Source organism: Ruegeria sp. AP12, from assembly GCF_056540025.1.
This window is the reverse complement of sequence record NZ_JBQFVZ010000309.1, coordinates 1-551: the sequence shown is the minus strand read 5'-3', so window position 1 is coordinate 551 and position 551 is coordinate 1. Positions and strand designations below refer to the sequence as shown.

Annotated in this window: 1 protein-coding gene; it reads right to left on the bottom strand. The window is 63.0% G+C overall.

Annotated elements, in window-relative coordinates:
• Window positions 1-550, bottom strand: a 550-nt coding sequence (locus tag ACR0E6_RS22915; protein WP_480587752.1) for a sarcosine oxidase subunit gamma, incomplete at its 3' end; no start/stop codon positions are given.
• Window position 551: the final 1 nt, after the last annotated feature.

Below are 551 nucleotides of genomic sequence, written 5' to 3'. Positions count from 1 at the left end.
AAACCCCGACCTCACTGCCCGGCTGCGCCGCAACCTTGAGCAGTTTGAACACATAGTCAGCCGCCGAACGGGAGCAGACGATGCGCAGGGTCTCGGCGTCGTCCATCCAGAATGCACCAGCCACCCGAGCTAGACGCGAACGGCGAATTTGGCGGGGTCGGAAAGCCGCAGGTGACAGATCGACCGGAGCAACCTTGCCCAGAACTTCACGCGCGTTGCTGCCCGTGACTGAGAACACCGCACGGGCGTCCGAGACATTGACGGCCAGCGCATGCGTACCGCCAAGCGCGTTGGCCATCTCGGCCAGTTTGGCCTCAACCTCGGCATAGGGCACAAGCACCAGCAGCTCATCGGTGGACATCCAGCACACGCCGGTATCGCCATCGACCAGAGCCTCACGCTGGCCGGGCATTTTTTGCCCGGTTGCATCCTTGACAGCCTTGGCCAGCACCTTGTCGGACAGATCGCCGCGCAGGGTGATCATGCCCTGCAGGCCGACCTCGGCCACTTTGGCGATACCGTCATAGCTGGCGTGGTTCAGTGCACTGATG